The 25465-nt window shown below is 63.2% G+C and carries 31 protein-coding genes; 15 read left to right on the top strand and 16 right to left on the bottom strand.

Annotated features, from left to right (window positions below; translation table 11 throughout):
- Positions 1–11 precede the first annotated feature (11 nt).
- Together JQ586_RS28315 and JQ586_RS28310 are read right to left on the bottom strand one after the other, a co-directional pair.
- Positions 12–506, bottom strand: a complete 495-nt coding sequence (locus JQ586_RS28315) for an Lrp/AsnC family transcriptional regulator (protein ID WP_212397914.1) — start codon at positions 504–506, stop codon at positions 12–14.
- Positions 503–1165 (bottom strand): TetR/AcrR family transcriptional regulator, encoded by a 663-nt coding sequence (locus JQ586_RS28310; RefSeq protein WP_249148252.1) that lies wholly within the window; start codon positions 1163–1165, stop codon positions 503–505. Before JQ586_RS28310 ends, JQ586_RS28315 begins: the two co-directional genes overlap by 4 nt.
- A 192-nt stretch (positions 1166–1357) precedes the next feature.
- Here JQ586_RS28310 and JQ586_RS28305 point away from each other — a divergent pair, with 192 nt between their 5' ends.
- The 5 genes from JQ586_RS28305 (at position 1358) to JQ586_RS28285 (ending at position 7605) form a co-directional block, all read left to right on the top strand.
- Positions 1358–2530, top strand: a complete 1173-nt coding sequence (locus JQ586_RS28305) for an isovaleryl-CoA dehydrogenase (RefSeq protein WP_212397913.1) — start codon at positions 1358–1360, stop codon at positions 2528–2530.
- Positions 2531–2611: 81 nt separating this feature from the next.
- Positions 2612–4216: a carboxyl transferase domain-containing protein gene (locus tag JQ586_RS28300; RefSeq protein ID WP_212397912.1), complete on the top strand. Its 1605-nt coding sequence runs from the start codon at positions 2612–2614 to the stop codon at positions 4214–4216.
- Positions 4217–4218: 2 nt separating this feature from the next.
- A complete protein-coding gene (locus JQ586_RS28295; protein ID WP_212397911.1) occupies positions 4219–6225 on the top strand; it encodes an acetyl/propionyl/methylcrotonyl-CoA carboxylase subunit alpha in 2007 nt (668 codons plus the stop codon).
- Positions 6222–7136 (top strand): hydroxymethylglutaryl-CoA lyase, encoded by a 915-nt coding sequence (locus JQ586_RS28290; RefSeq protein WP_212397910.1) that lies wholly within the window; start codon positions 6222–6224, stop codon positions 7134–7136. Before JQ586_RS28295 ends, JQ586_RS28290 begins: the two co-directional genes overlap by 4 nt.
- Positions 7137–7179: 43 nt before the next feature.
- Complete coding sequence (locus JQ586_RS28285; protein WP_212397909.1) at positions 7180–7605, top strand: zinc-ribbon domain containing protein; 426 nt, start codon at positions 7180–7182, stop codon at positions 7603–7605.
- A 35-nt stretch (positions 7606–7640) separates the two neighbouring features.
- Here JQ586_RS28285 and JQ586_RS28280 read toward each other — a convergent pair whose 3' ends face one another.
- The 3 genes from JQ586_RS28280 to dctP are packed head-to-tail and all read right to left on the bottom strand — an operon-like array spanning position 7641 to position 10569.
- Positions 7641–8999, bottom strand: a complete 1359-nt coding sequence (locus JQ586_RS28280; protein ID WP_212397908.1) for a TRAP transporter large permease — start codon at positions 8997–8999, stop codon at positions 7641–7643.
- Positions 8996–9550 carry a TRAP transporter small permease gene (locus tag JQ586_RS28275; RefSeq protein ID WP_212397907.1) on the bottom strand — a complete coding sequence of 185 codons (555 nt, stop codon included), beginning with the start codon at positions 9548–9550 and terminating at the stop codon, positions 8996–8998. Before JQ586_RS28275 ends, JQ586_RS28280 begins: the two co-directional genes overlap by 4 nt.
- Complete coding sequence (dctP, locus tag JQ586_RS28270) at positions 9547–10569, bottom strand: TRAP transporter substrate-binding protein DctP (protein WP_212397906.1); 1023 nt, start codon at positions 10567–10569, stop codon at positions 9547–9549. The genes JQ586_RS28275 and dctP overlap by 4 nt, the downstream gene beginning before the upstream one ends.
- A 325-nt stretch (positions 10570–10894) precedes the next feature.
- On the opposite strand from dctP, the gene JQ586_RS28265 reads away from it, so the two are divergent.
- On the top strand, positions 10895–11134 hold the full coding sequence (locus JQ586_RS28265; protein ID WP_212397905.1) for a pentapeptide MXKDX repeat protein: 240 nt from the start codon (positions 10895–10897) through the stop codon (positions 11132–11134).
- 57 nt (positions 11135–11191) lie between these two features.
- On the opposite strand, the gene JQ586_RS28260 is transcribed toward JQ586_RS28265, so the two are convergent.
- Together JQ586_RS28260 and JQ586_RS28255 are read right to left on the bottom strand one after the other, a co-directional pair.
- A complete protein-coding gene (locus JQ586_RS28260) occupies positions 11192–11548 on the bottom strand; it encodes a DUF6481 family protein (protein WP_212397904.1) in 357 nt (118 codons plus the stop codon).
- A 212-nt stretch (positions 11549–11760) separates the two neighbouring features.
- Positions 11761–11994 (bottom strand): hypothetical protein, encoded by a 234-nt coding sequence (locus JQ586_RS28255; RefSeq protein WP_212397903.1) that lies wholly within the window; start codon positions 11992–11994, stop codon positions 11761–11763.
- A gap of 184 nt (positions 11995–12178) precedes the next feature.
- On the opposite strand from JQ586_RS28255, the gene JQ586_RS28250 reads away from it, so the two are divergent.
- On the top strand, positions 12179–12355 hold the full coding sequence (locus JQ586_RS28250) for a hypothetical protein (RefSeq protein ID WP_212397902.1): 177 nt from the start codon (positions 12179–12181) through the stop codon (positions 12353–12355).
- A gap of 137 nt (positions 12356–12492) precedes the next feature.
- Positions 12493–12732 carry a hypothetical protein gene (locus tag JQ586_RS28245; protein ID WP_212397901.1) on the top strand — a complete coding sequence of 80 codons (240 nt, stop codon included), beginning with the start codon at positions 12493–12495 and terminating at the stop codon, positions 12730–12732.
- A gap of 31 nt (positions 12733–12763) precedes the next feature.
- Here JQ586_RS28245 and JQ586_RS28240 read toward each other — a convergent pair whose 3' ends face one another.
- Entirely contained in the window at positions 12764–12937 is a 174-nt protein-coding gene (locus JQ586_RS28240; protein ID WP_212397900.1) for a hypothetical protein, read from the bottom strand.
- 200 nt (positions 12938–13137) lie between these two features.
- On the opposite strand from JQ586_RS28240, the gene JQ586_RS28235 reads away from it, so the two are divergent.
- Positions 13138–13347 carry a hypothetical protein gene (locus JQ586_RS28235; protein ID WP_212397899.1) on the top strand — a complete coding sequence of 70 codons (210 nt, stop codon included), beginning with the start codon at positions 13138–13140 and terminating at the stop codon, positions 13345–13347.
- Positions 13348–14083: 736 nt separating this feature from the next.
- Here the strand turns inward: JQ586_RS28235 and JQ586_RS28230 are convergent.
- Entirely contained in the window at positions 14084–16405 is a 2322-nt protein-coding gene (locus JQ586_RS28230) for a hypothetical protein (protein WP_212397898.1), read from the bottom strand.
- Between the two features lie 554 nt (positions 16406–16959).
- Here JQ586_RS28230 and JQ586_RS28225 point away from each other — a divergent pair.
- The 3 genes from JQ586_RS28225 (at position 16960) to JQ586_RS28215 (ending at position 19268) form a co-directional block, all read left to right on the top strand.
- Positions 16960–17874 carry a 2-dehydro-3-deoxygalactonokinase gene (locus JQ586_RS28225; protein ID WP_212397897.1) on the top strand — a complete coding sequence of 305 codons (915 nt, stop codon included), beginning with the start codon at positions 16960–16962 and terminating at the stop codon, positions 17872–17874.
- Between the two features lie 12 nt (positions 17875–17886).
- Complete coding sequence (locus tag JQ586_RS28220; protein WP_212397896.1) at positions 17887–18522, top strand: 2-dehydro-3-deoxy-6-phosphogalactonate aldolase; 636 nt, start codon at positions 17887–17889, stop codon at positions 18520–18522.
- A 569-nt stretch (positions 18523–19091) separates the two neighbouring features.
- Entirely contained in the window at positions 19092–19268 is a 177-nt protein-coding gene (locus tag JQ586_RS28215) for a hypothetical protein (protein ID WP_212397895.1), read from the top strand.
- A gap of 59 nt (positions 19269–19327) precedes the next feature.
- Here the strand turns inward: JQ586_RS28215 and JQ586_RS28210 are convergent, their stop codons facing one another.
- On the bottom strand, positions 19328–19633 hold the full coding sequence (locus JQ586_RS28210) for a hypothetical protein (protein WP_212397894.1): 306 nt from the start codon (positions 19631–19633) through the stop codon (positions 19328–19330).
- A gap of 108 nt (positions 19634–19741) precedes the next feature.
- Between JQ586_RS28210 and JQ586_RS28205 the strand changes: the two genes are divergently transcribed.
- Together JQ586_RS28205 and JQ586_RS28200 are read left to right on the top strand one after the other, a co-directional pair.
- Positions 19742–20155, top strand: coding sequence for an SRPBCC family protein (locus JQ586_RS28205; RefSeq protein WP_212397893.1), 414 nt, complete (start codon positions 19742–19744; stop codon positions 20153–20155).
- Positions 20156–20178: 23 nt separating this feature from the next.
- Positions 20179–20685, top strand: a complete 507-nt coding sequence (locus JQ586_RS28200) for a hypothetical protein (RefSeq protein ID WP_212397892.1) — start codon at positions 20179–20181, stop codon at positions 20683–20685.
- Between the two features lie 413 nt (positions 20686–21098).
- On the opposite strand, the gene JQ586_RS28195 is transcribed toward JQ586_RS28200, so the two are convergent.
- Positions 21099–21908, bottom strand: coding sequence for a hypothetical protein (locus tag JQ586_RS28195; protein ID WP_212397891.1), 810 nt, complete (start codon positions 21906–21908; stop codon positions 21099–21101).
- Positions 21909–22589: 681 nt separating this feature from the next.
- On the opposite strand from JQ586_RS28195, the gene JQ586_RS28190 reads away from it, so the two are divergent.
- Positions 22590–22823 (top strand): hypothetical protein, encoded by a 234-nt coding sequence (locus JQ586_RS28190; protein WP_212397890.1) that lies wholly within the window; start codon positions 22590–22592, stop codon positions 22821–22823.
- Positions 22824–23186: 363 nt separating this feature from the next.
- Here JQ586_RS28190 and JQ586_RS28185 read toward each other — a convergent pair whose 3' ends face one another.
- The 5 genes from JQ586_RS28185 to JQ586_RS28165 all read right to left on the bottom strand — a co-directional run.
- Positions 23187–23393: a hypothetical protein gene (locus tag JQ586_RS28185; protein WP_212397889.1), complete on the bottom strand. Its 207-nt coding sequence runs from the start codon at positions 23391–23393 to the stop codon at positions 23187–23189.
- Positions 23394–23502: 109 nt separating this feature from the next.
- On the bottom strand, positions 23503–23781 hold the full coding sequence (locus JQ586_RS28180) for a hypothetical protein (protein ID WP_212397888.1): 279 nt from the start codon (positions 23779–23781) through the stop codon (positions 23503–23505).
- 196 nt (positions 23782–23977) lie between these two features.
- On the bottom strand, positions 23978–24283 hold the full coding sequence (locus JQ586_RS28175) for a hypothetical protein (RefSeq protein WP_312017030.1): 306 nt from the start codon (positions 24281–24283) through the stop codon (positions 23978–23980).
- Positions 24284–24505: 222 nt separating this feature from the next.
- On the bottom strand, positions 24506–24718 hold the full coding sequence (locus tag JQ586_RS28170) for a hypothetical protein (protein WP_212397887.1): 213 nt from the start codon (positions 24716–24718) through the stop codon (positions 24506–24508).
- A gap of 313 nt (positions 24719–25031) precedes the next feature.
- Positions 25032–25465 (bottom strand): hypothetical protein (locus tag JQ586_RS28165; protein WP_212397886.1); only part of this gene is annotated, 434 nt, incomplete at its 5' end.

The following is a 25465-nucleotide window of genomic DNA, read 5'->3' as shown; positions in this document are numbered from 1 at the left end:
ACGCGGGGCGATCAGGCCGGGTTCGGAGTCGCCAGGCTCCCGGGGATCGGCAAGGGCGCGTCTTTCGAGACTCCGAGCACTGGAAAGCTTCTGATCTTACGCACATTGGGCAGGCCCGCGAATTGCAGGAGCTGCCGGCGCATGTCGTTGACGTCAGGCGCGACGCATTTGAGCATGAAGTCGGCATCGCCCGAGATCCGCCAGCATTGCAGGAAGCGCGGCTCGGCTGTGACAGCGGCCTCGAAAGCCTCGATGGCGGCCAATCGCTGGCTCTCGAGCTGGATCAGGACGAAAGTCATCACCTCATAGCCGAGCAGTCGCTCATCCAGCGTGGCGCGGATCGCCTGGATCACCCCCGAACTGCGCAGGGTCCGGACCCGGCGGAGGCAGGGCGGGGCGGTGATGCCGACCCGGAGCGCCAGTTCGTTGATCCTGATCCGGCCGTCCTTCTGCAGCTCGGACAGGATTTTCAGGTCGATGTCGTCAAGCGGAGGACGCTCCGTCACGGGCGTTCACCGGCCATGATGCTGCGCGGCTGGTCGATCTTGCTCGTCTCGCCTGTCGCGACCAGAGCCGCGGCACCGACGCCAGAGAGGACAAGCTTCTCGTGGGCCGCAACGATCGCCTCCCTGGTCAAGCGGCCCCCGGGCCGATACCAGGTGCAGAGCCCGGTGAGCAGCGCGATGATCGCAAAGGTCGCGACCTGGACGTCGACGACCTCGAAGACGCCGTCCGAGACCCCCTGGTCAAGGATCTGCGCCAGCCGCCGCTCGTAGGCGCCGCGCAACGTAACGACCGCCTCGTAGTTCTTCGAGTCCAGGCTGCGCAGCTCGGAATTGGCAATGAAGACTTCGCGCTTGCGGGTCATGTGATAGGTGACATGGAACGCAACGAAGGCGCGCAGGCTTTCAACCGGATTAGTCTTGCCCGCGAGCGCAAGATCGAGCTGCCGCAGCAAATCGTTGATATGGTCCTGCACCAGATCGAACAGCAATTCCTGCTTGGTTGAGATATGATTGTAGAGCGAGCCGGCCTGGATGCCGACCTCGGCGGCGAGCTGGCGCAGGCTCATGGCCTCGTAGCCGTGCTCGAAGATCAGGCGCACGCCGGCCTTCCGGATTGCCTCCAGCGTCTTGGGGCCATGTGAGCCGATCGTGCGTGCCATCGAGGCCTCGGATGGGGTCGGCTTGCCGGGAGGACCTGGAAACAAGCGAACGACCGTATGTTTATTGCACAAAATCCAAGTAGATTCAATGTGCTGCAGGTTTCGTTTGCTGATCATAGCACATCTGCTTGCGATCCTATTAAAAAAACGTATGATCGTTTAATTACAAGATGAATCTCCAAGGGAGGGATCATGGCCTCGAACCGGGCGGCAGTGTTCAATTTCGACCTCGGCGAAACCGCGGATGCGATCCGCGACACGGTGCATGATTTCTCCAGCAACGAGATCGCGCCGCGCGCCGCCGAGATCGACCGCAGCAACCAGTTTCCGCGCGACCTCTGGCCGAAGATCGGCGCGCTCGGCCTGCACGGCATCACGGTGGAGGAGGAATACGGCGGATCGGGCCTCGGCTATCTCGAGCATTGCATCGCGGTGGAGGAGATTTCCCGCGCATCCGCCGCCGTCGGGCTGTCCTACGGCGCGCATTCCAACCTCTGCGTCAACCAGATTCGCCGCAACGGCAACGAGGAACAGAAGCGGAAATATCTGCCGAAGCTGATCTCGGGCGAGCATGTCGGCTCGCTCGCGATGTCTGAACCTTCGGCCGGCTCGGACGTGGTCTCGATGAAGACCCGCGCCGAGAAGAAAGGCGACCGCTTCGTGCTGAACGGGGGCAAGATGTGGATCACCAACGGCCCGGTCGCCGACACGCTCGTGGTCTATGCCAAGACCGATCCGAGCGCCGGTCCGCGCGGCATCACCGCCTTCATCATCGAGAAGGGCATGAAGGGATTCTCCACCGCGCAGAAGCTCGACAAGCTCGGTATGCGCGGCTCCGACACCTGCGAACTGGTGTTCGAGGATTGCGAGGTGCCGGAGGACAACGTGCTCAGCGAGGTCGGCCGCGGCGTCAACGTTCTGATGAGCGGGCTCGACTATGAGCGCGCGGTACTTGCGGCAGGTCCGATCGGGATCATGCAGGCCTGCATGGACGTGGTGCTGCCATATGTCCACGAGCGCAAGCAGTTCGGCGAGCCGATCGGCGCGTTCCAGCTGGTGCAGGGCAAGCTCGCCGACATGTACACGACGATGAATGCGTCGCGGGCCTATGTCTACGCGGTCGCGAAAGCCTGCGACCGCGGCGAGACCACGCGCGAGGATGCCGCCGGCGCGATCCTCTATGCCGCCGAAAAGGCCACCCAATGCGCGCTGGATGCGATCCAGCTGCTCGGCGGCAATGGCTACATCAACGACTATCCGACGGGCCGGCTGCTGCGTGACGCAAAGCTCTACGAGATCGGCGCGGGCACCAGCGAGATCCGCCGCATGCTGATCGGCCGCGAACTGTTCGCGAAGACGGCGTGACATCAGCATCGTCGCGCTCCTCGGCGCGACGATTTCCCTCCGCAAAGATCCGTCCACACTCCAACGAAACGTGCAATCCAGATGCCGCTTCATTCGACGATTGATCCAACGTCTTCCGAATTTGCCCGCAATGCCGAGGTGATGCGCAGCCTCGTCGCCGAACTCCGCGACAAGCTCAACCAGGTTGCGGGTGGCGGCGGGCCGACGTCGCGCAAGCGCCACACCTCGCGCGGCAAGATGCTGGCGCGCGACCGTGTCGATCTGCTGGTCGATCCCGGCACCGCGTTCCTGGAACTGTCGCCGCTCGCCGCCAATGGCCTCTATGGCGGCGACGTGCATTCGGCGAGCGTCATCACCGGCGTGGGACGCATCTCGGGCCGCGAATGCATCATCGTCGCCAACGATGCCACCATCAAGGGCGGCACCTATTACCCGATGACGGTGAAGAAGCATCTGCGTGCCCAGGATATCGCGCGGCAGAACAATCTGCCCTGCGTCTACCTGGTGGATTCCGGCGGCGCCTTCCTGCCGCTGCAGGACGAGATATTCCCCGACGAGCGGCATTTCGGCCGCATCTTCTACAACCAGGCGCAGATGTCGTCGCTGGGCATTCCGCAGATCGCGATCGTGATGGGGTCCTGCACCGCTGGCGGCGCCTATGTGCCGGCGATGTCTGACGAGAGCATCATCGTGCGCAACCAGGGCACCATCTTCCTCGGCGGTCCGCCGCTGGTGAAGGCTGCAACCGGCGAGGTCGTCACGGCGGAAGAACTCGGCGGCGCCGACGTGCATTCCCGGCAATCCGGCGTGACCGACCACTATGCGCAGAACGACGCCCACGCGATCGGGATTGCCCGCCGCATCGTGGCGACGCTGAAGCAACCGATCCGCGCACAGCTCAACATGCACGCACCGCAGGAGCCGCTGTTTCCGGCCGAGGAGATCTACGGCGTCGTCTCCGCCGACGGGAGAAAGCCGTTCGACGTGCACGACATCATTGCGCGGATCGTCGACGGCTCCGAATTCGACGAGTTCAAGAAGCTCTATGGCACTACGCTGATCTGCGGTTTCGCCCATATCTGGGGCTATCCGGTCGGCATCATCGCCAACAACGGCATCCTGTTCAGCGAGAGCTCGCTAAAGGGCGCGCATTTCATCGAGCTGTGCTGCCAGCGCGGCATTCCGCTGGTGTTTTTGCAGAACATCACCGGTTTCATGGTCGGCAGGAAGTATGAGGCCGGCGGCATCGCGCGCGACGGCGCCAAGCTGGTGACGGCGGTCGCCACCGCCGGCGTGCCGAAATTCACCGTCGTGATCGGCGGCTCCTATGGCGCCGGCAATTACGGCATGTGCGGCCGCGCCTACAGTCCGCGCTTCCTCTGGCTATGGCCGAACGCCCGCATTTCCGTGATGGGCGGCGAGCAGGCCTCGATGGTGCTGAGTCAGGTGCGCCGAGACAATATCGAGGCCAAGGGCGAGACCTGGTCGGCGGAAGAGGAGGACAAGTTCCGCGCGCCCATCCGCGCCCAGTATGAGAGCCAGGGCAATCCCTATTACGCCACCGCGCGGCTCTGGGACGACGGCGTGATCGACCCCGCCGACACACGTCTGGTGCTCGGGCTCGGGCTGTCAGCCGCTGCCAATGCGCCGATCGAGCCCACGAAGTTTGGCCTGTTCAGGATGTAATCATGGACCGCTCAAGACTCTACCGGCGCTTCCGAACCCTTCTGATCGCCAACCGCGGCGAGATCGCCTGCCGGGTCATCCGCACCGCCCGCGCCATGGGGCTCCGCACGGTGGCCGTGTATTCCGATGTCGACCAGGACGCGATGCATGTCGCACTGGCCGACGAGGCCGTGCTGCTAGGCCCTGCGCGGGCACGCGACAGCTATCTCAACATCGAGCGCGTGATCGCGGCCGCGCGCGAGACCGGCGCCGAGGCGGTGCATCCCGGCTACGGCTTCCTCTCTGAAAATGCCGAGTTCGCGCAGGCCTGTCTTGACGCAGGCCTCGTCTTCGTCGGACCGACCGCCGAGATGATGACGGCAATGGGCTCGAAGTCCGGCTCGAAGGCGCTGATGGAGAAGGCCGGCGTTCCGCTGGTGCCGGGCTATCACGGCGAAGCGCAGGACGAGGCAGTCCTTGCGGAGGCTGCGAACCGGATCGGATTCCCGGTGCTGGTCAAGGCTTCCGCCGGCGGCGGCGGCCGCGGCATGCGCGTGGTCAGTTCGGCCGGAGAGCTGTCGGCTGCGATCGTCAGCGCCAAGCGCGAGGCCAAGGCGGCGTTCGGCGACGACCGCATGCTGATCGAGAAATACGTCCAGAATCCGCGCCACATCGAGGTGCAGATCATCGGCGACAGCCATGGCAACCTGCTCTCGCTCTGGGAGCGCGAATGCACGTTGCAGCGCCGGCATCAGAAGGTGATCGAGGAGGCACCGTCGCCGACCCTGAACGCCACGCAGCGCGAGACGGTCTGCGAGGCCGCGCGCAAGGCGGCCGGCGCGGTCAATTATGTCGGCGCCGGCACCATCGAGTTCGTTTCCGACGGCAAGAACGTCTTCTTCATCGAGATGAACACCCGCCTGCAGGTCGAGCATCCCGTCACCGAACTGATCACGGGCGTCGATCTCGTCGAATGGCAGCTCCGCGTCGCCTCCGGCGAAGCGTTGCCGCTGAAGCAGGAGGAGATCGGGCTCAACGGCCATGCCATCGAAGCGCGGGTCTATGCCGAGAATCCGCAGAAGAACTTCATGCCGTCGGTCGGCCGCATCAAGACCTGGCGAACGCCGCCCGAGGCCGAGGGCTTGCGCATCGATGCCGGCTATCGCAGCGGCGACAACGTCTCGCCCTACTATGACGCGATGCTCGCCAAGGTGATCGCCTGGGCGCCGACGCGGCAGGCCGCGATCGAGAAGCTCAATCGCGGGCTGGAGGAAACCGATGTCCGCGGCATCGTCACCAACATCCCGTTCCTGTCGGCGCTGGTGACGCATCCGGACGTCAGGGCGAACGCGATCGACACCGGCTTCATCGAGCGTGAGTTGAAGAAGCTAACGGCCGAGAAGGGCGCCGCCGGTGCCTTCGAGCTCTGTGCAGCGGTGGCCGCGATCCTGAACGCGGAGCAGAGGGCCGCGCAAACCGATGCCAGCTCGCCCTGGCAGACCTTCGGCTGGATGCCGGTCGGCCGCCGCCAGCGCGTGTTTTCGTTCCGGCAGGGCCATGGCCCGGAGCAGACCATCACGCTGCACTATGGCAACGGATCATCGACCCTGTCCGTCGGCGGGCACGAACAGGCCTTCGCTGCCTCATCGGTCGATGACAGCCGTTTCGACCTGACGCTCGGAGGCATCAAATCGCGCGTCGCCTCCGTGATCGAAGGCCACGAAATTTACCTGCGCACCCGCAACGGCCGCTTCGACCTGCACTGGGTCGATCCATTCGGCGGCGAGAGCGAGGAGCAGGTCGGCGAGGACAAGATCGTGGCACCTCTGCCTGGCACGGTGGTCGCGCTGCTTGCCGAGGAGGGCACGACGCTTGAGAAGGGCGCCCCGATCCTGACGCTTGAAGTCATGAAGATGGAGCAGACCTTGCGGGCGCCTTACGCCGGCGTGCTGAAGAAGTTGAAATGCAAGGTCGGCGACATCGTCGGCGAGGGCGTCGAGCTGGCCGAAGTCGAGGCGACGGCATCATGAGCGATCAAATCCGCATCGTCGAGATGGGGCCGCGCGACGGCCTCCAGAACGAGAAGACGCCGGTCAGCGTCGAAGCCCGCATCGCCTTTGTCGAGGCGCTGGTGGCGGCCGGCCTCACCACCGTCGAGGTCGGTGCATTCGTCTCGCCCAAGGCGATCCCGCAGATGGCGAGCTCGGATCAGGTGCTGCGCGGCGTCAGCCACGTCAAGGGCGCCGAATTCCACGTCCTGGTCCCCAACGAGAAGGGTTACGATGCCGCGCGGGCAGCAGGGGCCGAGGTGGTCTCGGTGTTTGCGGCGGCATCCGAGGGCTTTTCGCGCGCCAATATCAATTGCTCGGTCGCGGAGTCCATCGAGCGGTTCAAGCCGGTCGTGGCGCGCGCCAAGGCCGATGGCGTCAGGGTGCGCGGCTATGTTTCCTGCGTGCTGGGGTGCCCGTTCGACGGCGAGATCAGGCCGAAGGCCGTCGCCGACCTGGCGAAGACCTTGTGGGACCTCGGCTGCTACGAGATCTCGCTCGGCGACACGATTGGCGTTGGCACGCCTTTGAAGGCAAAAGGGATGCTTCGTGCGGTTGGCGCCGAAATTCCGACCGCTAACCTCGCGATGCATTTCCACGACACCTACGGCCAGGCGCTCGCCAATCTCTATGCCGGCATGGAGGAAGGCGTCCGCGCGATCGATTCCGCCGCCGGCGGCCTCGGCGGCTGCCCCTATGCGCCCGGCGCGACCGGCAATGTCGCAACCGAGGATGTCGTCTACATGCTCGAGGGCATCGGGATCAGGACCGGAATCGACATGGAGAAGCTGTTGACGGCGACGAACGACGTCGCCGGCTTGCTCGGCCGTCCGCCTGTAGGCCGCGTGGCATCCGCGCTGAATGCGAGGAAGAAGAGGTCAAGGGGCGAATAAGGAATGCGGATCGTTCGGTGATCCTTCGCCCGAAGAACGTCGAATGAAGAGCAACAAGCAGAAGCGGTCCGAGATCAGCGCGCGCAAGGCGGCAAAGCGCGAGAAGCAGGAGATTCTTGCAGTACAGGCTGCAAGGGAAGCGCGGCTGGAGTTTCGTCGCCTCGCCCGTTCACGCGGCGAACTGCCTGTCGATACGGCCAAACTCAGCCCGAACAACAGCTACAGCATTCCTGCATTTGTGGCGCGCGGCACCTATGCTCCGATCGAGTTTGCCTGCAAGCAATGCGGAAAGGTCGAAACGTGGACGGCCGAACAACAAAAGTGGTGGTACGAGGTCGCCAAGGGTGACGTCTTCACAACGGCGATCATGTGCCGACCTTGCCGCAGGAAGGAACGCTCGCGTCGAGACGAGGCGCGTCGCACTCACCTCGACGGTGCGGCGCGGAAGTTGCCGGCGCGGAAGGGCTGATCACGCGCTGAACCGTTACGAACCGTCGGATGCTTCTATCGGCTCCCCTCCGGCCCCATCACGATGTCCGGCAGCCAGGTCGAAATCTCCGGGACAAGGCACAACAGCAGCACCGCGAACATCATCAGCAGCACGAACGGCAGTGTGCCCCAGATCACCTCGCTGAGCGGAATGTCGGGTGCGACGTTGCGGATGACGAAGATGTTGAGACCGACCGGCGGATGGATCAGGCCCATCTCCATCACGATGGTCATCACGATGCCGAACCAGATGATGTCGAAGTTGGCGGCGCGAAGTGGCGGCAGGATGATCGGCGCGGTCATCAGGATGATCGAGACCGGCGGCAGGAAGAAGCCGAGCATGATCACCATCACCAGGATTGCGAACAACAGCTCCCAGCGCGGCAGATGCATGGCGACGATCGCTTCCGCCGCCGACTGCGAGATGTGCAAGTAGCTCATCACGTAGGAATAGAGCAGCGACATGCCGATGATCATCATCAGCATGGTGGACTCGCGGATCGTCGATCTCAGGATCGGCGACAGATCGCTCGGCCGCCACACGCTGTAGATCACCGCGATCAGTGCCAGCGCCAGCAGGCCGCCGAGACCGGCAGTCTCCGACGGCGTCGCGTAGCCGCCATAGAGCGCGATCATCACGCCCGTGAGCAGCAGCACGAACGGCAGCACCCGTGGCAGCGCGCTGAAGCGCTCGGCCATGGTGAACTCGTCGCGCTGGAGGATCGCGGCGTCCTGGCCGGTGGCGTCACAGGCGGCGCGGGCGGCTGCGTATTCCTTGCGGAAGCGGAACACGGCGTAGAGGCCGAACAGCGTCACCAGCAGAAGGCCGGGACCGATGCCGGCGAGGAACAGCCGGCCCAGGGACTTCTCGGCGGCGACCGCGAACAGGATCATCGTGATCGAGGGCGGCAGCAGGATGCCGAGCGTACCGCCGGCGGCGATGATGCCGGCGGCAAAGCCGCCGGAATAGCCTCGCTTGCGCATCTCCGGGATGCCGGCGGAGCCGATCGCCGAGCAGGTTGCCGGTGAGGACCCGGCCATCGCGGCGAACAGCGCGCAGGCAAACACATTGGCGACGCCGAGGCCGCCCGGCACGCGGTGCAGCCAGGCATGCAGCGCGGAATAGAGGTCCTGGCCGGCGCGGGATTTGCCGATCGCCGCGCCCTTGAGGATGAACAGCGGGATCGACAGCAGCGTGATCGAGGCCATCTCCTCGTAGACGTTCTGCGTCACCGTATCGAGCGAGGCTGACGGCATGTAGATCGCCATGAAGACGACCGCGACGGCGCCGAGTGCGAACGCAATCGGCATGCCCGAGAACATCGCGATCAGGGTGGCGAGCCCGTAGGAGACGCCAATTCCAAACACGGTCATCGGCGCGCGCCATCCACGATCGGCGTGATGATCTGCAGGAGAAGTTGCACGCAGAGCAGCGACATGCCGAAGGCCATCAGGACATAGGGGATCGCGAGCGGCGGCGACCACATCGAGTTGGAGACCTGGCCGTCGACATAGGCCTCGTGCGCCAGGGTCCAGGACTTCCAGGCGAAGAACGTGCAGAACGCGAAACTCGCGACATCGACCAGCCACAGCCTGACGCGGTTCGCGCGCGGCGAGAGCAGGCCGACGAAGGCTTCGATGCTGACATGGCCGCGCTGGCTCTGCACATAGGCAGAGGTCATGAAGGTGGCGCCGACCAGCAGGAACACGGCGGCCTCGTCTTGCCAGTAGTTCGCCATCTGGAACAGCGCGCGCCCGAGCACGCTGTAGCTCAGGATCACGCAGGCCGAGATCAGAGCGAGCGCGGCGGACGCCACGATGACGTTGTTGCAGACGGACAGCGCGCGCTCGAACGCCGCCACGGGCGTGCCGCCCGGGGCCGCGCTTGCGGCTTCGGCTCGATCCGCGACCGGACCATGCATCATGCGGTAACGTCGCTTGCGAGCTTGAGGAGGTTGGCCGCGGTCGCCGTCTTGGCGCCGTAGTCCTTCCAGGCGGTGTCGCGGGCGATGTCGCGCCATTTGGCGACGACGGCGCCGTCGAGCGCTGCCACCTTGGCGCCGGCCTTCTCGTAGATCTTGGCGACCTCGGCATCGTCGTCCTGCGCGCCCTTGCGGCCGAAGGCTTCCAGTTCCCCGCCGACCGCCAGGATGACGTCCTGCTGGTTCTTGGGCAGCTTGTCGAAGATCGCCTTCGACATCATCAGTGGCTCCAGCATGAACCAGTAGGACGCGCCGGCGCCCGATGTCAGCGACTTCGCGATCTCCTCGAGGCGGAACGAGATCAGGCTGGTGGAGGAGGTGATGCCGGCATCGCAGGCGCCCGTCTGCATGGCGGCGTAGAGCTCGTTAGAGGGGACCGACAGCACGGCGGCGCCCGCGGTCTGCAGCACCATGTCCATCTCGCGCGAGCCGCCGCGCACCTTCATGCCCTTGGCATCCTCGGGCGCGACGATCGCCCTCGAGCGGCTGGCGACGCCGCCGGCCTGCCAGACCCAGGAGATCAGCAGGATGCCCTTGTCGGCGAGGAAGTCGGACAGGGCCTTGCCGACCGGTTCCTTCTTCCAGCGCATGCCCTGATCATAGGTCGTCACCAGGCCCGGCATCAGGCCGATATTGGTCTCGGGCAATTCGCCGCCGGCATAAGGCATCGGATAGAGGCTGAGATCCAGTGCGCCCTTGCGCATCGCCGAGAACTGGGCGTTGGTCTTGATCAGCGAGGAATTCGGATAGACTTCGGCGGCAAGCTCGCCGCCCGAGCGCTTGGCGATCTCGGCTGCGAACATCCGGCACAGCCGGTCGCGGAAATCGCCCTTGTCGATGCTGCCGCCGGGGAACTGATGCGAGATCTTCAGCGTGGTCGCGGCGTGCGCGGTGCCTGTGCCCATCCGCAGGATGGCGGGCGCGGCGAGGGCGGAAGCGAGGACGTGGCGGCGTGTGAGCATGGTTGTTTTCCTGGAGCTTCTTGAGTGGCTGTTAGACCGGCGCGCACCTTAGCCGGACTTCGCGTCAATTTTCTCTAGTCTGATAGTTCAGAGGCGCCCTGATAGTGCGGGCCGGCGCATGACGGCAAGCATTGTCGTTGCTGCGCCGCACATTGCGACGATGACGGGAAAGTCTTCAACCCACGCGTGCAGCCGATCATCCGGCCCTGTCGCACCGACCCGGTTCAAGAGTTTGTTATCGAGGTAACAGCAGGCGGCGCTGTCGCGTCGAGGAAGTAGCGGCAGACGTCGCTTTCACAACTCGACCACTTGAGGATCTCCAGCCATGACCACCAAAACCCGTATCGGCCTCACTGCCGCGCTCCTCTCGCTCAGCCTTGCGCTCGCGCCGGCTGCGTTCGCTCAGGACAAGATGGGCAAGGACGATGCGATGAAGAAGGATACGATGTCCAAGGATGCGTCCAAGGATGCCATGAAGAAGGACGGTGGCATGATGAAGAAGGACGACGCCATGAAGAAGGACGGCGGGATGATGAAGAAAGACGACGCCATGAAGAAGAACTGACGCCGCCCCGATGGTCATCGCCAGGCCCGCCGATGCGGCGGGTCTGGCGCAAGCGACCTAGCGCTTCTTCTTGCCGCGTTCCTTGCGCGCGGCGTAGCGGGCGTCGCGCTTGGCCTTCTGCTCGGCCTCGAGCGCCGCCAGACGCGCAGTTTCGTCTTCCTTCTCCCGCGCGATCCGGGCGGCTTCGGCCGCGGCGGCCTCGTCCTCGCGGCGCTTCTGCTCGGCCTTCTCGGATTCGCGCGCCTCCTTGGCCTTGGTGCGCCGCTCGGCGATCGCCGCGCGTTCCTCGGCCCGTGCCTTCACGGCCGGATCGTCGGGTCCGGGCTGGGCGCGAAACTTGTTGAGGATGTTCTGCCGCGCCTGCTGGGCCGCCTTCGCGCGGTCGGCAAAACCCGGTTCCTTGAAGCCACTCATAGAGGAAGCCTTGCTGCTTTCTGTTCGGGTGATGGGATGGGGGTGAGGTCCGGCGTTTCAATAAGTGAAGCCGGCGGAAATTGCCAGTGCCGAACGCGGGCGGCAGGGGAGACATGAGCGCACAGCAAATGGCCGGATGCGATGCCGGCGGGCACGATGGCCGCGCCGGGGGGCACGACCTGGGCACCGATCGCCGCGATTCGCCTAAAATGCTAGCGGAGCAGCAGCTCGCGCCGGCTGTAATTGCCCAGCACCTTGGCCACCGTCGCGGCGGTCATCGCGACCCGGTCGGAGGTACGCTGCGCCTCCAGCCTGTCCCGCGCCTTTTCCTCGATCAGCAACTCGATCAGCCGCCGGCGGCTGGTCTCGTCAACGGCCTCCGACAACAGCCGCCTGTAACGATGATAATCGTAGGTCGGCTGCTGGCTCGCTTCGTCTTCGCTCATGGCAGGTCCCGCACAACGCGCTCCACCGAGTGAACAGTGTTTCGCAAGCTCGCCTGGCGTGCAATGGAATTGCGGCCCCGATTCTCGATGTCCGCATTTAATTGCGCGAGTGTTGCAGATTTGATCGCATGCTGCCGTGCAAGCGGCCATGATGCGGTCAGGCCAATCGGGAACCGATGCGACAATGAGCGATTCCGAGGACGGCGGCGGCCGCCGTGGCGCGCTGGTCGGACTGCTGGTGGCGGCGGTGATGCTCGCGGTCGGCCTCTGGCTCGCCCATGACCTGACCGCGGCCAGCAAGATGCAGGACTGCCTGATGTCGGGCCGAACCAACTGTAATGTGATCGAGCCGGCGCGCTGACGGCTCTTGCGGCAGTGCGGCATGGATCCCAAATCGACCCCGGCGGGGAGTCCGCAATAGCGGCCGGACTGTGATTCCGATCACAGCGGCCAAGGCGGGCGACCCCTAGACTTCAAGGGATCGACGGGAGCTAGGCCATGAGATCCAAGCTGTGGTCCCGAAAGGGCGCGGCGTTGGCGGCCGCGGTCGCACTATGCGTCTGCATGCTGTCTTTTGTGATGTTCAGCCTGGCTTCGCCCGCACCGATCTCGGTCGCGGCGCTGGGTCCGGACTGGCAATGCAGCCGGGTTGCCTTCGTTCTGACCAGCTGCACGCATGTGGGCCGGCCCAAGGCGGTTCCGGTGCGGGACAGGGAGGATTGCCCTCCCGGTATCTAGTGACCGGGTCGGTCGCAGCCCGTTTTGCGGCCTATCGCTTGGTCGAGCGCGGCTTGATCGACAGCCCAAGGCGCATCGCCATTTTCTTGATTCGGTCCGGCGATCGCCCGGTGGCCTTGGCGACATCCTCCAGCGACTTTGAGGAGCGTGCCATTTCCATCAGTCGGCGGTCCTCCTTGAACGACCAGCGTGGCTTCCGGGCCATCGTCTGAAAATCCTCATCTCAAATTGCTAGGCAACAAAGCCGCCAGGCAGAATCGCCTGGCGGCTTTGCCGGTGTGGGCCCGGACCTTGGGGAAATGTCCGGTGGATAAGCAATACTGCTTCCGGATAAGGTCGCAATTGAAACTGGAATTTAACCTAACCTGTCAAGGTTACCTGCATTGGAGCATGGCGGGAGGCCTTATGCGCAAGGTCGCCATTCTGGGTTTCGCAGCACTTTCCCTGTCCGGCTGCGATCCCGAGGTCACGGGATCGACCAACAGCTGCGCGGCGAATCTCTACAGCCAGTACAATCCCAAGGTCATGGATCAGTGCGTCAACGTCTGCATCAAATGTGACAACGGCAGCGTGACGACCTGCACGACGTCCTGCACGCTGAAGGGCGCACGGTGACGGACCTGGGTCGCTGACAGGGCGGGGTCGGCCATCTCGATTCACATGTCAGACAGCGGTGCGGGCACGTGTTCGCATTCTCGCGGCGCGGCGCCCGAGCTTTGCTTCACGTTCCACCCTCTCAATCCGCCGAGGGCGCAGGGAAAGCCGGGTGCCGATCGCACCCATGGGCCCCGTGCGATGTAGAAAGCACGGGGGTAGGACCACAGGTGTAACCGGAAACAACCCGGCTTTCCCTGCGCGATGGGTTACGGCTTATACGTACTCTCCCCGGTGAGACTGGGCTTTCTTGTCACCGCCGTCAGCAAGAGACATCAGTCTCTTGCTGACAGGACACCTGCCACTAGGGCGTCAGGCCTGCACGACTTCGCCGTCCGCATCTGCCACGCTCGTCAGCCGTGACATCAGCGTCCACCGCATCCCAACCCGGCACTCGTGACGATCGCGATGCGCCGCTCAAGCGGGTGAGACGGATTGATCTATACACTGATTTGAACTAATGAAAAACCGAAATATTTGTTCATGGCGGGCTTGACAGGTTTTGCTGATTTGCCCGACGAGGCCCAGCGGGAGTTGGATTTCCGCCGAAGGAGGTCTTCGAGCAGTTCTCCCAATGCTTCGGCGCGATCGATGTACAGGCGAGCGTGCTCGAAGGAAGCTCTCGTGTGAGAAGCCGCCAAACCGACCGCTGCCCGAATTCAGACCAGCTCACGAGTCTTCAACGCATTTGAAGCCTTCAAGGGAGCCCCCGATTACATGCCTTGGTGATCGGCGGGGGCGTCGGGTAAAAACATGCGGCGTCCGTGTCGTTCGTGCAGCGCTTGGGAGGCGGCACATTGACGATATACTTCTTGGTATTGTGCGCATCATGGGGCTCCGGCTGCGCAAATGCAAAGACGCCCGAATTGCTGGCCGAGTCGCAACACGCAGTTGCGCTCGATTGTTGATATCCTTGCGCTGCACCGGCATCTGGGATGCCCGAGCACACCACTATTTTGGTCGTGCTGTTCTTGGCATTCCCCGGTAGCCATCTGGCATCGGCGGGATTGGCAAAATACGGGAACTGGTCTGGCGTGGCGTCAATCTTGAACGCATAAAGCTGGCTAGGAACCTTGCTGTCGTAAATATATATCGGGCAATTGGCAGGATCGTTGCCGCTGACCGCAAAGGTCGTAAAATTCGGATTCAGGTTTTTTGTGTTCGCAGCTGTGTTTTCGCAAATGGCATAAGCCTTGTAGGCAATCCCCTTGACCGGCTCTGCGCCTCCCAGAGTGACCAGGATCGGCTGCGTCGCCGGTTTTTGGTTTTCCAGATTCGCAGTGCTTCCAATGTCGATGATGATGCCTACGCCCTCCGCTTGGATGTTGCCCATCGCATCATCGACGGAATAGGCATACGCATAGTCCGTGCTGACATATTTGTGCGGATTGCCGTTCGGCACGCCATGGATGAACTGTACCCAAGGGTTGAACTGGTAGATCTGGTCCCGAGCCCTCGGGGGAAACGTCCCGTAGTTCAATTTGTCGAACGCCACCTTGACGTTCAGGTAATTCGTATAGTCGATCCCGGTGCTGTAGCGCGCGGTATTCTCAAGCAGGTTCTGAGCGGCTGCGCATCCGTCGCCATCCTTTCCGGATGATGATTCAGTCCACGGCGCCCATCCGTAGACGTGGGATATCAGGAGGTTGTCGGTGATGTCGAACGCCGTTCCCTTGCATTGGCCCGCAGCATACAACTGCCTGTAGCTGACATAGTTCTTGATCAAGAGTTGCTGGACGGCGACGACTGCGTCACAGAAGTTGGTCGGGGCGGGGGCATCCGGAAGAGGGAGGGGCCCGCATATGCCAGGCGTTGCCTGGACGTACTGCGGACCAGGAATGGCAGTGACCGTGCCGGCGTACTCTCTCCATTTGGTTCGCAACGCTTGAATGGGCGCCCACAAGTCGGCCGGCCAACTGCCGGGCCAACCACGCAGTTGGGTGAGATCGGGAGGAGGATCCTTGCCACCGAGCCGAGCAAAGACCTCCAGCGGCGAGGCCAGCTTGTTCACCAATTGCCCTTCACGGAGAAATTGCGGCCAGCCGGGGAAGTCATGGAGGAATTCGTCAATGGCGAGATTGAAGTTGTCGATTGTGATCGGCGTGCCGATATAGCCGACCTGGTTGTTCTTGTACGGTCCCATCACGGCCGGCGCGAAGGCGACATTGACGTAGCTCACGTCGAAATCGACGTTACTGGTGTCGAGCAGGTATCTGGGCCCCGCGTTGATATCTTTCGGGTCGTTCCTGGCGCCGAAGGTATATTCGATCAGTTGGCTCGGGTCGTTCTTCGCCAGATCGGAATCATCACTGTAAATGGTCAGTGGCTGGCATGGCGGCGGCGCTGGCGGACTTCGGACCGTTTTGGTCGGGACCGATGCGACGGCCACACACTTGGGCAGGACCGCGCTGGAGACGCCGCTCTGGACCACCTTCTGGGTTGATCGCGTCAGGGCCTGCTGCAGAGCCAAAGGCGGGCTCGCTTGAGGACTCGTGTAAACCTGGATTACGCCGCCATTCCACCAATTGATGAGTGTGTCTCCTCCGGACGGAGAACTTGCATCTGCCGGCGGGTTTGCGTTTATTGGCTCGTACAACTGCGTGAAGATTGGGACCGTTAGCTCGATACCGGTGTTCGGCGGAATTCCGGCGCCTGTTGGATTGATATAGAGCCGATAGTTCTTCCGCCGGATAAAGGGATAGTTGGGCAGTTCGCTGTTCGGGACCGACCACCACGCTTGCATCCAGATATCGGCAGGGCCCTTGCCGGTGGTCAGCACGGGATAGATCCAGTGATCGGGATCATTGTTGAAGATCTTGATCGTCATGATGCAAATCTTCTGACTATCCGCGCATTTGGGTGGCGAAACGTTCCAATTCGGTCGGGGCAGCAAGCTCTGCGCGCGCGCAGGCATCCCGGCATAAATCGCGAGCAAGCAGGCGAGAGCGCCCACCACCAATGTTCGCAAAGCTGTCTGCAAGAGCGCGGAGTCGCGTTGTGGCCTGATCAATTTCAGCATCGCCCTGTTCCTCGGCAATCAATAACAAGAATCCGGTCGCGCGTTGGTCAAAGTCCGAGATGCGTCAAAAATTCAGCAATTCGTGGCACCTCACACGAAAAAGCGCTGCGTAACAACAGCTATTCGCACAGCCGTGCCAGCGACGCACCGGGCAGGTCCTTCAAGTCCGAACAAGCGATCAGGCCCACACTCGGATGCTGATGATCGTGTGGTCGAGAACGGACAGTGAAGCGTTTGCAATGAGGAAATCGCCGGGACTCGGAGCAACGTGTTCTCGAGGGACGTCCCGGAGGAACGGGAGATCGAGCACTTCTTGGCAGCTACTGCGATGGGAAGCCGCTCATGAGCATTTGCGCCATAAGAACGCACGCTCAAGTAATGGTGGGTATCCTCGACCTGAGCACTACTATTCGTTTGGCGAGGAGCGTTTGCACCGTGCCGGGCCGATTGTCCAACAATATCGCCAGCCTCCATTTGATTTCATGAATTCGTCGCGCATACGTTCGTGCTAACGATCGTCCCGACTCAAACTCCAACCTCCGGACCTGAGCCGAATGAATTGTGCCACATCTGTCGCGGTCGATTGGGGTACCAGCAGCTTCCGGCTCTGGGCGATGGATCGCGCGGGCTGCGTGCTCGGCGAACGGCGCAGTGATCAAGGCATGATGACGGCCGGCAAGACCGGTTTCGCCGCCGTGCTGCAATCGCATCTCGACGCGCTCGAGGTGGGGCCAGACGTGCCCGTCGTGATCTGCGGCATGGCCGGCGCACGGCAGGGCTGGGTCGAGGCCGGCTATATCGACACCCCGGCGCGGCTCTCCGATATCCTCGATCGCGCGGCCGTGGTCCCGGGGCAGGGGCGCGACGTCAGGATCTTGCCGGGGATCGCGCAGCGTGACGCCGGGACCCCCGACGTGATGCGCGGCGAGGAGACCCAGCTGCTCGGTGCGCTCGGCCTCGAGGCTTCCGGCGAGGCTGATGTCTGCATGCCCGGGACGCATTCGAAATGGGCGAGGGTGCGCGGCGGCACGGTCGAGCGTTTTGCAACCTTCATGACCGGAGAGCTGTTCAGTGCGGCTGCGCGCCAGACCATCCTGTCGCATGCCGTTTCCGGCGCCGACGATGCGGTCGACAGCCATGCCTTCACATCGGCCGTCGCGGAGGCCTTTGCGGCACCGGCGCTCGCCGCCAACCTCCTGTTCCGGGTGCGATCGCGGCAGCTGCTGTTCGGCGGCAGTGCGGCGGCGGCGCGCGAGACGATCTCGGGCACGCTGATCGGGCTCGAGCTCGCGGCGGGGCTCGCGGAGCGGGCGCCGGGTGCGGTGGTCACGCTGATAGCATCGGGGCGGCTCAAGCGGCTCTATCAACTGGCGTTCGCGGCGCTTTCTGTGCCGCAAAGCTCCGTCGATGCGGACGAAGCGGTCCGCAACGGTCTCGCCAGGGCCGCGGCGGCGATCTGGACCAACTGAAGGGATCAACGCATGAGCATTCCGTTTCCCGCGATGAAGCGCCCGCTGGTCGCGATCCTGCGCGGCGTGCGGCCGGACGAGACTGCCGGCATCGTCAGCGCCTTGATCGAGGCCGGCTTGACGGGAATCGAGATCCCGCTCAATTCGCCGGAGCCGTTCCGTTCGATCGAGATCGCGGCCAAGCGCGCGCCCGCCGAGGTGCTGATTGGCGCGGGCACGGTGCTGACGGCGGCCGACGTCGATCGTCTCCACGACGTCGGCGGCCGGCTTGTGGTCTCGCCGAATGTCGATGCCGACGTGCTGGCCCGTGCGCACGCGCACGCGATGGTGACGCTGCCCGGTGTGTTCACGGCCACCGAGGCGCTGTTGGCGGCACGCACAGGCGCGTCCGGCCTGAAATTCTTTCCGGCGAGTGTGCTCGGCCCCGCCGGCATCACCGCGATCCGCGCCGTGCTGCCGCCCGACGCGATGATTGCCGCCGTCGGCGGCGTCTCGGATGCGAATTTCGCCGACTACGTGAAGGCCGGAATCCGCGCCTTCGGCCTCGGCGGCAGCCTGTACAAGCCCGGCATGACGGCGGCGGACATTGCAGTCAGGGCCAGGGTGACGATCGAGGCCTACGACAAGGCTGTGCAGGGCGCAGGGTAAGGACTGCAAAACTGGCGGAAATCCTGATCCCTGCCTGCAGCCCGCGCGAGCGATCGAGAGCTTTGAACAAAGGCTGGATCTCAGCCCGCTCGATGCAGGGCGTGCAGCGGTCTGGAATGGAACGAGCTTTGCTCGTTTCATGCTTGGTCAGTATGACAGCGGCCGGCTCATGGCGGCGAAAGCACTCGAGTTCGCGGCCGATGCCCACACTCTCTGTGCGCTCATCGCAAACGACGTCGGCGCCGGCAGGATCGAGGAGGCGCGGGCGACCGCATCCCGACTCGTGCAGCTCCGGCCGGGGTTTCGCGCCTCGTTTGCTCGCCAGTACTTCCCGGCGCGTTCAACCGAATGGGGAGATCGGATTGCCCTGGTATTGCAGCAGGCGGGCCTTCCCGAGGAGCCGGGACGTGTCGTGTTCCGGATGGCAGCGGCGACATCGGATCGTGAGACTTCCTGTGCCCGTCGGGGCCGCGGCCTGCCGTCGGAGTCCGTGATCCCGCGCAGCCATGGTCGCCGGATTATCGGATCACGACAATCATTCCGAAAGGCATCCGCGCTAGCCTGGCTGGATGTGGAGAACCATCCTCCTCACGATCCTGGTGCTGCTCGCGGTCCTCAACCTCGGCTACCGGGGCTATCTGCTGCGCAACGCACCGCACGCCGTGAAGGCCAGATGCGCGCGGGAGCCTGTGAACATTCTCAGGCGGTCGCAGTATTCGAACTGCCTGGCACGCGAATGGCACTGAGCCCGCAGGCTGCGTCCAGCGCGCTCCAAGGCGCGATGAGGTCATTTCCGGATCATGCCCTAGTCTTCCCGCCTGCCGCCCTCGATCACCCGGAACAGCGGCGCCGACTCGCGGGGATGCTCGAGCAACTCGTCGACCATGGCGATGGCGGCGGCAACGTATTTTTCGGTGGCGCTGTCGAGTGGCCGCCTTGTCTCATCCGTGAGCGCGAGTTTTGCGCCTTCGAGCAGCTTGCGGGTGCGCATCGCCGGCTCGTCGCCGGCGGTGAGCGATGCGCGCGCAATCGAGCGCAGGACGAATAATTCGCCCTCCAGCCTCAGCAATCGATCGTTCAGCTTGCTCAGGACGGTGTTCAGGTTTCGCATGGTGGTCTCGATCGCTCCTGGAGGGGCAGGCTAGCGCGTTATACCGCCGTTTCTTTACAGGTCCTTCCAATGTGCTAAGGCCACCTGGTCAAATACCGGGGAGCCGAGATGAGGATTGTCGTCGATACCACTGTGGCCGCACCGATTGCCGATGTCTGGCGTGCCTATACCACCCCCGAAGACATCAGGCAGTGGAACGCAGCCTCCGACGACTGGCACACCACGGCGGCGACCGTCGACCTGCGCGTCGGAGGCGCCTTCTCGTCGCGGATGGAGGCCAAGGACGGCAGCATGGGATTCGATTTCGCCGGCACCTACACCACGGTGGAGGCGCCCCGCCTGATCGAATATTCCTTCGGTGATCGCACCGCGCAGATCGCTTTCGCCGAGCAGGCCGGCGAGGTGAAGGTGCAGGTCTCCTTCGATGCCGAGGGCACGCATTCGGTCGAGCAGCAGCGCGGCGGCTGGCAGGCCATCCTGGACAATTTCAAGCGCTACGTCGAAGGCAAGCAACGATCCTGATTCCCGGGGCAAGGGAGAGCGGCGTGATCGGTCCATCAGGCCTGCTTGGGACCAACGCAAGGGCGGTTGCACCCTTGCTCGTTGTGCTTTGCCTCTCGGGGTGCGCGGCAACCACCGAATATGTTTCGACGCCCGAGGCGGCCGCGTCGCCAACGCCGGAGGCCGGGTCGCTCCCACCAGCGGCCCCGACGGCAACGTCGACGCGGGAGCTGAGCGTCACCGAACGGGCCACGCTCGCAGACGCGTTCGCAGCCAGCCTGAGCAATCCCGAGGGCGTGAAATTCAAATGGACCAGAATTCCTGTCGTCACCGGCGAGGGCCGCCGCTCATTCGACTACTGCGCCCAGCTCAATGCGCAGAACGACAAGGGCGCCTACCAGGGCCTGCAGCCGTTCCTGGCCACGATCATCGTCGAAAACGGCGTCGTGACGGGCGGCGCGATCGCGACAACGGGCACCAGGAGTGCCGGGCGGGATTCAGGGCTGGTCCCGGCGCTCTGCCGGCAAAAGGGGCTCGATCCGTTCGCGTGAGCCGCTTCGATCATCGCTGTCGACAGGCCGTCGCTTGCAGCCGATAATGCGTCGTCCGGAGCGAAGGTAATGCGTGCGGTCCTGGCTGTTTCAGTCTTGGCTTTTGGCCTGTTGGTGACCCTCTGCACGTCGGTGAGTGCCGCCCCGGCGCATCATCCAGGCAGGCGCCCGCCTCCTGCGACGAGCAGCCGGCCCGTCGATGCAGCGCCGCCAGCACAACAGCCACGGTTTGCGGTGCCCGGATGGAGCGACCAGTCGACGCGACAATGGCTCGATAACGCCTCGTCCACCTACGGAATCGGCGGATAATGGACCGGGCCGCTCTAGCGGCCGATCGTCGGAGCGGGCAGGCCGTCGAAATGGAATAGACATGAGCAGGGCCGGGGCCCCGCTCATGTGCTGCCGCTTCCAGCCTATTGCTGGCCGAGGTCCGGGGTCGCGCCGCCGGCTGGCGTGATTGTTCCCGACGTGGAACTCGTGTTCCGATTATTGCCGTACGTGATCACGGTGCCGTTGAGGTTGTTGATGCCAACGGAGTTGAGCGCGATGTCGTTGTTCGACAACCGTATCGTGCCGCCCTGACTAAGCACGCCCGTACCGTTGTTGGAGATCGCGTTGCCGGTTGCGACGATGAGAGCGCCCTCGTTGTCGATCCCGGTCGTGTTGTTCGAGAAGTCCGAATTCCTGATCATGGCGCTGGTGTTCGTGCTGAGGGCAATGCCGAACGAATTGTCGAACGAGTGCAAGCCGTCGATGAGGACCCGGAGGGTACCGCCGGATGTCGAAGTTCCGAGTCCGGCGCCGAGGTTGGTGTGGACGTCCGTGTTGATGATCGTCAGCGCGCCGCCGGTGCTGCGCAGGTCGGCGATGGCTTGCTGACTGAAGTTGAAGACCTTCACGTTCTCGATCGTCACGGCACCCGCGGAGAGGATGTTGATTCCGTGGAGACCAAGCGTGGTCCCCGCGCCGTTGATACTGAGATTCCGCAGGATGACGAGGTCGGTGCTGGCGGCATTGACGTTGATGCCGTTGGTCGCGGATGCAAGGATGGAGCCGTTCGTCGCCTGGCAATCAAGGGTGATCGACTTGGTGATGGTGACGGTGCCGAATCCACCCGGATCAAGGCAATCGATTTCACCGCCGGCGGCGGGTCTTCGAGATGGCTCCGGCAAATGTCTTGCAGGGTGCCGTACGGCTGCAGGGATTGACGTCGTCGCCGACACCGGAAATCCACGTTCGTGTTGCCTGGGCATGGGCCGGAGCCGATGCCAGCAAGGGGGCGATGAACACCAACAACGCGGCCAATAAAAAAATGCGACGCATGGATAATTTCCTCCAGGTTATGCGCAGGCCTAATCAGCACTTCTGCAGTCGGAAGACAATCATACATTTCACAGCGAAAGCAGTTCGTCGATCAGGAGGGCGGCGGCGGACGCGATATGCAATCGATGATCACGGCGAACGTGCGCTGGTTGAGAGGCGGCGTGCAGTTGCCCATGCCTGAGTCGCTCGGCAAAAAGCTACGCCGCCGGGCTCGAAAATGAGCGTCCCGACGGCGCCTGACACTGGGCCCCTGAAATCCCCCAGCGCGTGCGATCTAGCAGTTGCAGCGCCGGGCAAATGTGAACTGGTTCACAATCGGCAGTCGATTTCCACAGCGAGAGGCTGACCGGTGCCGCGCCGTTGTAATTTCCAGACCGTTTCGAGCGAAGTGGAGACCGGTTCGGGTGAAGAAACCGCACCGAATCAACGATCGGGACGCCCCGTCATGGCTAACCGCCTGGCCCGCTCGCTCGAATTCGGTCACGCGACTGTGGCTCGACATTGTACCCGCCGAAGCCCACCGTAATGCCCGCAGGTGACGCCGAGAGGTTTCGATCAGTGGATGTTGCGGAGCAAATGCGATGCGGTCGGTACTGGCGCTCGGCATCCTGATCGTCCTGTGCGTGTCGGCGAACGCCGCGACCGAGCGTCACCCCCGCACACGGCAACCGGCGGCGCGTCCGCGCCCTCCTGCGGATACGATCTCGACGCCTTCGGGGGCGACCGCGACACCGCGCTTCGCCGTCCCCGGCTGGAGCGACGAGGCGACCCGCAAATGGATGGACGAGTCCACGCACTATGGGGAAGGCGATTAGTCGGGGCTGGCCCGCCGTCGCCTTGATGATCGGTGAGGGCGGCCGCGCGAGCGGAAGACACCGACGAAATACCGACGTTCGAGGTACGCGTCGTCACTCGAAAGCTAGAATGCTCGCCGCCGCCGCGACTGTAGCTTGGGCGCATTCGGGCGAATTGCCATGATCCCGTAGCTCGCAGCCAACGCTACGAGGACCATGATGAGAATCATTGTGGCCATGCTTCGCTCCTGCGTTTACGAATCGGCCCCAAAGAAGCGGTCCCGGCGCTGCCCGTGGGAGCGACAAATGCAGTCCTGCCTTATGAGCAGATGGACGATCTGCTCGAGCCGCACGTATGCACGTTCTGTGACAAACGACGATCGATCATTGGATCGGTTGACTGGCCAGCGAGCTACATTGCTGGTCATCGTTAGTCGCGACGGCGAGCATCGATAGTGCGGTCCGTTCTTCGGCCACCCGCCGTTCGAGAAAACGGCGCTCGATATCCGTGAGACGGGTATGGAGCAAACGCCGATAGCGCGCGATGTTCCTTTCGTGCGCGCGCTGTCGAGCCAGCTTCTCATCGATCATCTTGTCATCCTGGACGAACTGGTGAACGACCTCCGGCCAAGGCATCGTACCGGAAAAGGCGAACTACGGGAGTTGCGATCCGGAGGTACCCCATGGGGCTGTGTTCCGGTCACCCCTGAAAACTTTCCGCAGTCGGCGATCTCGACCCGGGCACGCTGGCGGCATGCGCGGTATCCGGCTCAAGAACCGCTTCGGGGAAGGGCGGGGGTGAAAGTACGTCGTCTGGAGTATTTCTGCGCACTCGCTCCATCAGGAGCACGAGAAGCAGCGCGATCACGGGCGCGATGATCAGCACGAGGAGGAGCCATCCTGCGCCATCGCGGCCCCGCGCGTAAGCCGCAACCCAATCGACGATCGACAATCCGACCCAGAGAAAAGGGAATTCCATGAAACGATACCCGATAGGAAATAGGGGATAGTGTTCTGCAACCAACCGGGAGGGCAAGCCTGGGCTGGTCCGGTGGTTAATGCCAATGCGCGTTTACCTTGGCTGATATCGCTCGGCACGAGGTCCAGGCGAGAAGAAGGTCCGCTGCTTCACGCCGCCTGCATCGTGTGTGCGCTCTTTATGGGGCGATGACAGGTCATCTACGCCTTTCAAGAGCGGCAATGGTTCCCTTGAGATTGCGGTGCCGCTCGGTCAGCGACCTCGCCAGGATCGGGTACCTTTTGTCCGACGGATCGAAGATTCCCGTCCGCTGCTCTTCGGCCGCGATGTCGGCTTCGATCAACTCGCAGGAGAGAACAAGATCGGACAGCATCCTGCTGATGGTCAGCTCTCGCGAGGTGTTTTCGCGGGTTGTCCCAAAACGAGTGTGAATATTCATTTGCGTGCTCCGAATGTCCGGGTTCGGTACACCGAGAACATCTGGCACCGAACGTTCAAACACGCATCGCAATTGGCCTGCCAATATCGAGCCCGTAAGAACCCGGTCGCGCGGCGGCTCGCGGCGAGCGGTCTTCAGCGCGTGGAAGGTGCGGTGCGGGAGGGCCGCAGAGGCGGGCCTGCGCGAACAGGCAGCGCGCGGCCGCTTCCTTGTCTTCCTTGTCCGTCCCTTGCATCACGATCTGTTCGGACCCGACCAAAGTCCCAAGGAAGAAGGCCGTGTCGATCAAAGCGGACGACAGGTCGTCAACACAAACGCCGTCTTGCTGCACTGCCAGTCACTGCCGAGCGCAGCATTTGCGACGGGCGCGGGGCCGGCGACCGCCAACCAGCAGAAACAGGCCCCTGCGGCCAGAGAACCTGCGATCAGGAGCACGCGCAGCGCGCCTGTCCAGGAGATGGTCGAGCTCGCCCGCCGGTCGAGATATTCTTGCTGCATGGCCTTGCTCCACGAAAATGCCTGGAAGTTGAAAACAGGGGGATGGTGAGCGTGGTTTGTTTCGTGCTCGCTTCACGAACGACGGAAACGTGTTTCGTTCACGCGGAGGTGTCCATCTGCCCCGCCAGGAACAAACACGGAAGTACCGTGCACGATCCAGGGACTATCGACCCGGCTGGACCAAACGGGAAAGCCTGGAATCAAAGGATTTCGTCGATACGAGGTGAACAGGCGGGTGGTCGGCAAGGGCGCAGTGCGCTCCGAAAAAGTGGAGCTAACGGGCCTCGGTTGCTAGCGGGAGACCGGTTTTGCCTTAGGGAGGGCAGGAATAGAGTTTCTCGAATTTGCTATCCGCTACCATGCCAATACTCCACTGGGCGAAGCTTAGTGTCTCGCGTTCGACAACACTGTTGTTCATCATGCCCGTCGATACATCGAACGTGCGGTAGTTATAGCCTTTTTCAAATGCTCTGATGAATAGATTGCTACCCGCCAAAATCAGCGTCGGCGGGAAACTACCAGTGGGCGCCGCACTCTTTGGATCGAGCCTGATTGCGGCATTCGGATAATGGACCAGTGTTTCGTTGATTGAGTGGGTGTAGAGGCATGCCTGAAGCGGTTGGCCTTTGGACGGGAAGAACACTGCGGCTCTCTGGGTGTCATCAATGCCGTACGCATACGACGAGGACCGCCTGATAGACGCACGCGCGCGGGCACAGTGAGCTCTATGATCGGTTGGGTGAAGGT

It is taken from the genome of Bradyrhizobium jicamae (genome assembly GCF_018130215.1).
Classification (GTDB): Bacteria; Pseudomonadota; Alphaproteobacteria; order Rhizobiales; family Xanthobacteraceae; genus Bradyrhizobium; species Bradyrhizobium jicamae_A.
This window is presented reverse-complemented; position numbering and strand designations above follow the sequence as displayed.